This window comes from Dysgonomonas sp. HGC4, from assembly GCF_001261715.1.
In the GTDB taxonomy this organism is placed as follows: domain Bacteria; phylum Bacteroidota; class Bacteroidia; order Bacteroidales; family Dysgonomonadaceae; genus Dysgonomonas_A.
Genome location: NZ_CVRU01000126.1, coordinates 18,695 through 28,785, shown reverse-complemented (window position 1 = coordinate 28,785; position 10,091 = coordinate 18,695). Strand labels below are relative to the sequence as shown.

Sequence of the window (10,091 nt, the reverse complement as noted above, 5' to 3'; positions counted from 1 at the left end):
TAGTAATCTAATTATGAGAACACTTATCTATCTAACTATATTTTTTATTGGATATTATCCCTTACTAAAAGCTCAAAATAATTATCCAATTATTGATGAGTACATTGCTAGTTATCAATTTGATAAAGCTTTAATAGTTATCGAGAATGAAAATCAAACAAAGGAACTCCAAGAAAAGAGAGCCATTTCTTATAAAGGCTTAGATAATTATTCGAAAGCGATTGAGGTTTTATCCTCTCTGTCACAGGCATATCCCGAAGATTTACAAATAAAATCAGAAATGGCTTTATGTTATCAGGCTCTTTCAAATTGGAGTGCTGGTTTAAATTGTTATAATGCTTTGATAGAACTTGATTCGGTCAATATATATTATAAAATCAAGAGAGCAGATATGTTGTATCGTCTTGATAATTATAAGGATGCGTTAGTTGACTATAAAGCGTTGACTGATGACTATAAGTTGAGCAATATGATTAAGCGTTCTGCGCAATGCTTTGAAAATATGAATGAACTCGATAGTGCAATGGCTTATTACAGTAAAGCGATAGAGGCGGATACAATGGATGTTTTTTCGATAGCAAGTTTGATAAATATAAATATCAAACAAAAAAACTTTGAGGAGGCAATGAGGCTTTCGGATAGTTTTGTTGAAAAGGACAGTACCAATAGGCAGATTAATCTGCTGAATGGGTTAAGTTATTATGGCGCTGATTTTTATGAAGATGCTGTTTCTAGGTTCAGAAGATGCTATTTGAATGGAGACAGTTCTTTGGTTGTTAACCGAAGTTTAGGTATTTCTTATTACTCTTTGGGACAGAATGAGGAGGCTCTGCCATTTTTATTAAAAGCCTATGCGCAAGACTCTACAAACCTTAGAGTATTATATTGCTTGGGGGTAATCTCGAATGAGATTAGAGACTATGCTAATTCTGTTACTTACTTCGGAACTCTTCTTGATCGCACGATTCCTGCTGATATGTACCTTTATCTTTATTTCAGAGGGTTAGCTAAAGGATATGAGGGGCTTGAAGAATATAAAGAAGCAGTTGATAATTATGAAGAGGCAACAAGATATGGAACGAGAAATCAAAACATGTATCTTAATTTCACTTTAGCAACTATATATGATTATGATCTGCGACAAGCTGATAAAGCTTTGAACTATTATCTTAAATATCAGGCATCTTTAAGAGATTATCTGGAGGAGTTGAAAAGAAGAGAGGATAAAGATGAGACGCATAAATTAGAAATGACAAACGTAGAATCAAGCATTAAAACTCTTAATTCGCAAATTGGACGTTTAGAGAAAGAAGTAGCTAAAGTTACTACTGATTGAGAGTGATTTTTAAGACTTCTATTGTCTTGTTGGTTATTTTGAATCGGTCGTCAATACGCTCACCAACAATCCATGCAATATCATCGGCAGAACATAACAGCCACGTATTGTTTTTATCGACTAAACTAAATTTACGATCTGTAAAATAATCACTTATTTTTTTGTGCCCTTTCATCCCAAAAGGAATAAACTTATCACCATGTTTCCATTTGCGGATTATGAGAGGAAAAACCAGTCTCCCTTTGTCTAAATAGATAATATTGGGGTCTTGTTCTATTTTAAACGATGAAGTTTTACGAAACGATTCAAATGTCATTTTCACAGGTTCGCTAATCTCTGTTTCATGTTCAAAAAGCGTATAAATACTATCGGGCTGATTGTTAATAGGTTCTAAGATAAATGCCTCCCTATCTTTGATCAGTTGGTAATCAGTCGCATAAAATACTTTGCCTGATTGGCTATTTATTGAATCGAATATATTATCAACTGTAGATGTATTGAAACCATATGGAAATAGAATCTCAAAAAGAATAGTCTTAGGCTCTTTTTGTTTCAATAAAGCATTAATATCAATCTTATTATCCAAAAACACTTTGCGGGTTGCCTTTTCAATATAAGCATTATATATACTTTCGGTATGATATAAATTTTCCGATGTTCTTTGTATGGCTTGTACTACAGACGGATTTATTGATTTAAGCAGAGGAATTACATTTAAACGTATTTTGTTACGAGTGTAAATATCTTCTTTATTGGTACTATCCTCTACAAAACCAATATGTTTAGTTTTTAGATATTCGAGAATATCTTCTCTGAATATGGAGAGTAGGGGACGGATTACCTTTCCATTGATGGGTGGAATACCGCTCAAACCTCGTATACCTGTACCTCTTATCAGGTTTATTAATACCGTTTCAACAGAATCGTCCTGATGATGAGCTACTGCAATTTTATCAGCCTTGTATTCTTTTCTGATTTTTTCGAACCATGCATAACGTAGCTCTCTTGCAGCCATTTCTAAGGATATGGACTCTTCTTCGATGTATTTCTTCGTATCAAAATTTGCCGATACATATTTCAAATTATATTTTGAAGCTACTTTCTCTACAAAATACTCGTCTCTGTACGATTCTTGTCCTCTAAGGTGAAAATTGCAATGAGCAATAATACAATCATATCCCAAATGATGAAGTATATCCAACAATGCCATGGAATCGGCACCACCACTGACGCCGATAATAACTTTAGCCTTATCGGTAAGTAGCATATTGTCTTGGATGTATTTTTTTACTTTGGAAATGGTTTGCATGGACAGCATTGAATTATGTACGGTAAGTTTGGTTTATGATTTTAATCAAGAACCTTCTGACACAAAATTAATACTTTTTTTTCATTAGCCAGAGTTGTAGCAAATATATAATCGGTGCCACCCTCTTTAAGTTTGGTTTGTTTCCTTATGTCTGCTACCGAAAAAGGATAGTTTCTTGTGGCAATATTAGCTTGTTTAGTGTCTTTGAAATTTACTTTAATTTCTTTTTTATTGGGCGAAATAACTTCTTTAATTTCAAATTTCCGACCCGGAAAATCAGTGATCAAACTATCAGAAGTATATAGATGGCTGTTAGGATGTAATTTTCTTAGATTGTACCTTAAAGCCACGCTTTTGTATGCACCGGCTTTTAATATAGAGCTGTTCGGCTCATACAAATACTTCTCGGGGCTATCAGTATGAGAAACAAAGGATGAAACTTCTTCAGTTTTGGTGAAAGTAAAGGACTCGTTTTCTCTATGAGTTAAAAGATTAACACAAATAAGCTGTGTTTCTTTCTCTGATTTTTCTTTTACGAATAGCAGCTCTTTACACTCGTTATTTACACTTATTATATGCACGTCGGTAACATTGCTAAGCGACGTGAGGGCATGGGTAATATCAAGCATGGGGGATAGTTTTATAATAACCCGTTTGCTTTTATTATTAAGAAGATCGTCTATTTCAATCAGATTTGGAGTACAATCTTCTATCAAAACTGTTTTTTTTCCGGTATTGCTTCTCCTTGCAGGATCAATAAATATAGTGTCTGCTATTTTATCAAATGAATTGAGAAAAGAAATGGCATCATCTTCTACAACTTCGGCACAATTTAGCATTAGTGTGTTAAAATTACATTTGGCTAATTCGGTCAATTCATTTTGAGTTTCTACATAATAGGCTTGTTTACAATTTTTTGCCATGAACGAAAAATCGACTCCCAATCCACCTGTAAGATCTACAAGAGTATCACCTTTGCATAGAGAGGCTTTGTAAAGAGCTGTGATTTCAGACGAGCATTGTTCCATCGATAAATGTCGAGGATAAATGATGTCTTCGTGTTGATACCAATAAGGGATTTTATATTTAGCAATTTGTCTTCCTGCAATTTGCTGAATAGCCATAGGCATATCAATCTCCGGATACGACTTCGTTTTTAAAGCAAGTTGTCGTATATCGTCAGATTCATGTAGCGCTATAAATTGCTTTGTTTGCTGATCGATAAGACTCATTATTTCATTTTGACAATTTGGTTGATATGCTTAACTGTATCTTGGCGCTTTATAGAATCAGGCTGTAAGGGCTGCCCTTTCTTTTTAGGTCTTGTAAATAATTCTCTTAGGTAATCGAAATCTCTTTTGTATAAGATACCTACACCTTGTGTTTGCACTCCATTGCCGCTACCTCCGGCTCCAACGTAATAATATTTTTCGTTGTAGTGGTTGTATGCTTTAAGACGCCATGTACCGATACGGTTTAGTAATACTTCAATATCTACATCACCGATGAAAGCATCTTGCGTCATGGGATTATCTCGATACCCAAAGTTGCCATTAAACAGTACTCTGTCGTTAAGTAATCTGCTTGAAAGTATAAGTTCTACTTCGGTACTCGAAAATCCTGCATCGCTGGTACGAATATTTGTACCTACCTGCCAGCGATCGTCCAATTGGCTAAGTATGTTACTCAATTGAGTAGATAGAGTTGCAGATGCAACAGCCGCCAGATCGGATGTTTTCTGATCTGTCATGGCATAGTTGGGCGTATAGAATTTAGACAGCAATAATAAATAAACAATTTGTCTGTTTATCATATCCTCTGTACTAATCAGACTCTTTATTTGTCGCTGCACTTCGGGGTCAGCAGATGGTAAAGCAATATCCAGATTTACTTTAGGTTGACGCAATGCTCCCGTAATATTCAATATGCAGTTTACAGGTACACTGGCTTGTCCTGTGTTTTTAGCTATATTTTGATCTAGATCGTTCAGATTGGCTATTACTCTATATATAGCTGTAAGATCTATGTTTGCTTCAAATGGATCTCCCCTGAACTGAACAAAGCTGCCGTCTTGTATTGTAAATTTACGTTCAAATATCTTTTGGAAAGTAAAATTGTACGAACCTTTATTAATCATATAAGTACCATACAACATGGGCTCTTTATTGGTTCCCCAAGTGAATTGCAAAGCTCCCGTTCCCGAACCTCTTAATCTGTCACCGCCTACGGGATCCATCAATAATTCGACAGTAGCGTCAGGAGTTGCATCAATATAAAAATTCATATTGATCTCAATTCCAGAGTCGGTTTGAAGTCTGCTGAACTTAGGTTTCTCATTTGGATTCTTTATTGAATCGGTTACTTCTTCCTTCGCTTTATATCTGATAAAAGAATATTCGGAGGCTTTATCCTCCATAAAATTCATATAAATATTAGTGTTGCTGTTGGTCTGCATATTCACATTGATATCCACAGCTCTTTCGTCGCCTTTTATGACTCCCGAACCTGATCCGAAAACTGTTCCGTAAAACATCGGATTCAGTTTTTGTGTGGCATTGTAAAGCATAAAATTGTCTCCAACAAGGTCTACATAATATAAGAAGTTCGTAAAATAATCGTGTACAACTTTTCCGCTAATCATAGCAGTATTTCCTTTTTCGTCATGAAATGCGATATCATTGAAGTAAATGAGATCCTTTTTCATATAGATAGTATCCGTAAAGGAGTAATTGGTATTAAGGAAGTTTATCCCTAAACTACCATTCTCGATAAAGGCTTCACCTTCGACCGTTACATTAGAGAAATCTCCAAACAAGTGGACATTACCACTACCTTTACCCTTGATTCCGTTAAATAAGCTTGCAACGTATTTATTAAGGAAAGCAACATCTATTTCTTTGGCATCGAAATTTATAGACAGCTCTTGTGTAAGAGGATTAATAAACCCGTCAATGTTGGTTAGTTTGTCTTCGGGATTTGTTATTGTTCCTTTAAGATTTACTTTCTTAGTTTCAGCATCCAGATCGCTGAATAAATCTAAATCTCCAAGTTTTGTACTGTTGAATGCAAAATCGTGAACCTTTAAATTAATATTAGCATAAGGTTGACCATCTATGGTAGAGAGAGCCAAATCGCCACTTGCAGATCCTCCAAATTGCAGAGCGCTAATTGAGAGAGTGTTGAATATATAATCGAGATCAATGTTTCTTAGCTGAACATGAAGCTTTTCGTCTGGATCTTTAGCTGAAAAAGTACCGTCTATACTTAGTTGTTGGTCTTTATTTTCGCTGGTCACTACAAAATTGTCTACACTAATCTTATTAGGAATAATACGAATATTGGAATTTTTAATTTTCCAAAGAGTGTTATTTAGTATAAGCTCTCCTGCTTGGAATCGGATATCCGTTTGTAAAGTTTTCTTATCGGGTTTAGAAAATGCAATAGAGTTAGCAAATTCACCTTTAAGCCTGCCTTCTTCTTTGTTTAAGAATAAGGTATGTATATTAACTACATCATTCTTCACACGAATATCTGTTGATAGATTATTCAATGTTCCGTTTTTGGTAACAAATGTTCCTGATATAGTTGATTTTATTTCTTCATTGTTGTTCTCTAGCAATAAATAACCCGATTGTATTTTGGTTCCTGCAGCTTTTATGGATGGCAGATATGTTTCGATTTTAAATCGTTCAGTCTGATTATTATAGAACCCGATTATCTTAGTGGGGCTGTATATGGTTACAGGTAGTTGAAATATATCGCTAGCCTTTTCTGTATTGTTAATCGTAAAGTCGAAAGAAAGATCATTCGATTTTATATTCGTTTTTTTCTTTTCATTAAAATCAATCAATGCAGGAAGATAAGCATTCAAAGATCTTTTTACACTTTCAGCAATGGTTGTGAAAGAGTATGCTCCCGTCACTTCTCCATTGATAATATCCGATTTTATACTCAATTTTCGGGTGTCGGCTAACCCTGATGCTTCGATAATAAAGTTATCAAGAGTAAAGCTTTTGTCAGGTTGTCTAAAGCTAACCGAGTCTGTTTTTATGTAGCCTTGAATATCGTCAATGTTTTTTCCTGAGAAGTTGGCATCCACATCCACACTTAAGTACGATTCTTTGTATTTGTTGCTTAAGTTCAGTTTATCGAGACGAACATTCTTAAGGCGCGCATCAAAGTTGAGTTTAGGTTCTTTATCCGATAGGTCGAATAAACCGTGGAGATCTAAAATAGCATTCTCATCATTAAGAGATAACCCTCCATTGAGGCGCAATCCGTCGTAAGTACCACCTAGTTTAATATCATTATAAGTGTACTTCTTGAATGTGAATTTATCAACCAGTCCATCTACTGAACCTCTTAGTTTGCCATAGGTGGGTTGATTGATATTAATATCCAGATTTAAAGAAATATTCTCAAGATCTTTATTATTCAGTAAGTTACCTAATTGGAATTCCTGAGTGCGGATATTTCCTTTGAAAAACGATTTAATACTAGGGTTGGGGTTAAAACCAAAATCGAGTTTTGCTGTTATTGTGCCTAGCTCAGTTCCCAGATATCCATCAGCTTTTAGCTGTTTGAGAAGTCCCGATATGTTACCATGAAACGAAACTGTATTTATATTATTAAATATTGGAGGTAATTCTTTCTTGGTTCCCGACAGATTATTAAGAATTCCCTTAACTCCATCTTTAGTCACAGTAAGATTGCTTACACTACCTTCTAGGTATAGCTTCTCTTTATCTCTTACATTATTGACGTTTCCCTTGGCTACGATATGCATTTTCTCACCGTAATCTAGTGCTAAGTTAGAAACTCGTATACTATCGAGACTTCCATCTATTTCGGTTCTAAACAATATTCGTTCTTCAAAGTGTTTAAATGCGGGTACAAAAGCTGCAATATCTTTCAGTGCTATGTAGGACGAAGAAGTCTTGATTGTAAAAATAGCCTTATCTATCAATTTCTTTGTAGAATCTGTTGAAGAGTAATCTATCTCACATTTCTCGAATTGAAGTAGCGATTTGGGCAATTCAAGTTTAAAACCTCTTACGAAAAGATGATTCTCTTGGGTTATAAGTCTTACTATAAGATTGTTGATCTTGAATCCGCTTTTCTCTTGTAAGGTTAGTTTTTTGATTTGGATATTCAATGAATCAGTTTCCAATGAACGTAATGAAAGAATTGCATTGAGGTCTGAAACATTGATGTGATTAGAGTCGAATTTATCTTTTAGCGCAGGACGATCGTTAATGTCGAACCGAAAGCGACCATCGCTGATATTTAAGGAATGTATCTTTACTTGAAATTTGGCTCCTTTTTTGTCGTCTTTAGGCTTGAAGGCATCAATAATAAACTGAATATTTAAAGGGGCACTTGCACTGTCTTTCGCCAGGTTGACCTGAAAGTCTGACAATTTAGATACTGTAATTACCAATTGATTATTGAGAAGGGGTAGTATTTCTAAGTCTGCATATACCTTCTTGGCAATCAGGATACTGCTGTCTTTCTGATCGTTCAGATATACATCATTCAGTTGTATTACATTGAATGGTTTGATGTACAGAGAACCGATGTTTAAGTCGGTTTGTAGTTTGTTACGGAGTTCGAGAACAATTCGATCTTTGATATAATTCTGCACGTACGACATATTCAATAGGCCGTATAAAAGCAATATTAATCCTAAGATTATTCCTAATATGCTGAGAAATATATATTTAAATCGTTTTATAGAGTATCTTTCTTTGGATACACAAAATTATAAAAAGCAAGTCGTATTTCGCTCTATTTTTGTGATAATTAATACTAATTTATAAAAGGGCCGATTACTTGGTATAAAATAGTATTAATCGTTCTAGTGCCCGTTGGCAAACAGGACAGAACTTGTTATAGGTATTTGTCTTCATTCTACAATCAATAGTTGGTCTGTATATGCCTTTTGCCGAATAGCCTGCACCTTCAAATACACCGATTTTATATTTGGTACTATCGCTCAGATTGGTCGGAATGGGTGTTTGAAGAGCCAGCATATCTTTCCATTTCGAGTCGAAGTTTACCAATGTTGTAATATTTTGTTCCCAAGGCTCTATATTATGTTCATAGGTATTATCTAATACATCACTTTCGTAAAAATATTCATCTGCCAGACCTGCAAAACTGTGTCCAAACTCGTGTACTACTACTGGTTTAAAATCTTTGTGTCCAGTAGTCGTTAATGTATATGAGTTGAAAATTCCTCCACCACCATATACATCAGTGTTTGCAAGTATTATAATATGTTCGTAGGGTATGCCTGCTAAAGCATCGTGCAAATCTTTTATATGGCTGGTAGTAAGGTATCGTTCGGAGTAAAAAGTGTCAAAGTGCGAATTGAAAGCTGTATTTTTCCATATACCATTACGAGGAACACTTAACCCACTTTCTTTAGATGCACTTTCTACAATATAGAAATTGAAATTGTCTTTATATTTATCAAAAGGTGTATAAGATAGTATTTGATGTACGGTTTCTTCTGCATATTTTTTGAAACTGTCCATTTCATCAGCTTTATACCCTTCGGCTACTATTGCCACATTGATAGATTTTACATTGTCTTTGCCGTTATGAATAATAGAGTAGGGTGTAATGTCTTTGTATCCTTTCTTACGAATTAGAATATCGGAAGGATCTACAAGGTGACTTATTTTGGTTTTGTATTCTCCGTCTTTACTCCTTAAAGCAATTTCCACCTTTACTTTTTCTTTAGGAAAGGGTAATAGAAATACATTTTCGAAACTTTTGGTTATAGTTTTAGCTTCGTCTGTGGTAACCCATTCTTGAAACAAGGTAGAAAATGTATTTTTATATATACATTCTCCCGATTGGATGTTATACATTGTAATTTGTCCGTTTCCCTCTAATAAAGTATTGGATAAATTATGTTTACGTCCAGCCCATTGTGGAAGTTCGTTTACTTGATCTACTGATATAGTTTGATTCTCTGAATTTCCAGAAAATATATAATCGATTCGTAAAGTTTTGTCAACAAAATAAGTATCGAAATTTTGACTTCGACAAATTATAGAAAGCAAGAAGCATGAAAGAAAAACAAGATTACGCATAGTGAATAGATTTGGGTCTATAATTAAGAATCTAAAGATACATATTTACCTTGATATATTCGTTTTATTAACATTGAGTAATTGTATCTTGTATTTCTTTCTTTTCTTTCTAATGGATTTAATATTTTTGATATTTGTTTTATATTGATGTTGTTTTGTCTAATTTTATATCAAAATTATTATTTTTTAAAATATGGATTATTTTGTATCTTGCAAAGAGAATTATTATTAAAATTACACATTCATTTACGAGTTTCTAAAATTATGGAGAGGGGTACTTATTCCTCAAAATATTTACGGTTACAACTAAATTAATACAACATTAAAATTACGATCATATTAT

At 34.2% G+C, this 10,091-nt stretch carries 5 protein-coding genes; 1 reads left to right on the top strand and 4 read right to left on the bottom strand.

Features of this window, described 5'->3' with window-relative positions:
- Nucleotides 1–1,336: tetratricopeptide repeat protein (locus tag HGC4_RS13085; RefSeq protein ID WP_221406875.1), on the top strand; the 1,336-nt coding region annotated here is incomplete at its 5' end.
- Here the strand turns inward: HGC4_RS13085 and tilS are convergent.
- The 4 genes from tilS to HGC4_RS13065 all read right to left on the bottom strand — a co-directional run bounded on the left by tilS (nucleotide 1,326) and on the right by HGC4_RS13065 (nucleotide 9,748).
- A complete protein-coding gene (tilS, locus tag HGC4_RS13080) occupies nucleotides 1,326–2,645 on the bottom strand; it encodes a tRNA lysidine(34) synthetase TilS (RefSeq protein ID WP_050710585.1) in 1,320 nt (439 codons plus the stop codon). The genes HGC4_RS13085 and tilS overlap by 11 nt on opposite strands.
- A gap of 41 nt (nucleotides 2,646–2,686) precedes the next feature.
- A complete protein-coding gene (locus HGC4_RS13075; RefSeq protein WP_050710584.1) occupies nucleotides 2,687–3,877 on the bottom strand; it encodes a class I SAM-dependent methyltransferase in 1,191 nt (396 codons plus the stop codon).
- Nucleotides 3,877–8,298, bottom strand: coding sequence for a translocation/assembly module TamB domain-containing protein (locus HGC4_RS13070; RefSeq protein ID WP_050710583.1), 4,422 nt, complete (start codon nucleotides 8,296–8,298; stop codon nucleotides 3,877–3,879). The genes HGC4_RS13075 and HGC4_RS13070 overlap by 1 nt, the downstream gene beginning before the upstream one ends.
- Before the next feature lie 175 nt (nucleotides 8,299–8,473).
- Nucleotides 8,474–9,748, bottom strand: coding sequence for a M64 family metallopeptidase (locus HGC4_RS13065; protein ID WP_050710582.1), 1,275 nt, complete (start codon nucleotides 9,746–9,748; stop codon nucleotides 8,474–8,476).
- Nucleotides 9,749–10,091 lie beyond the last annotated feature (343 nt).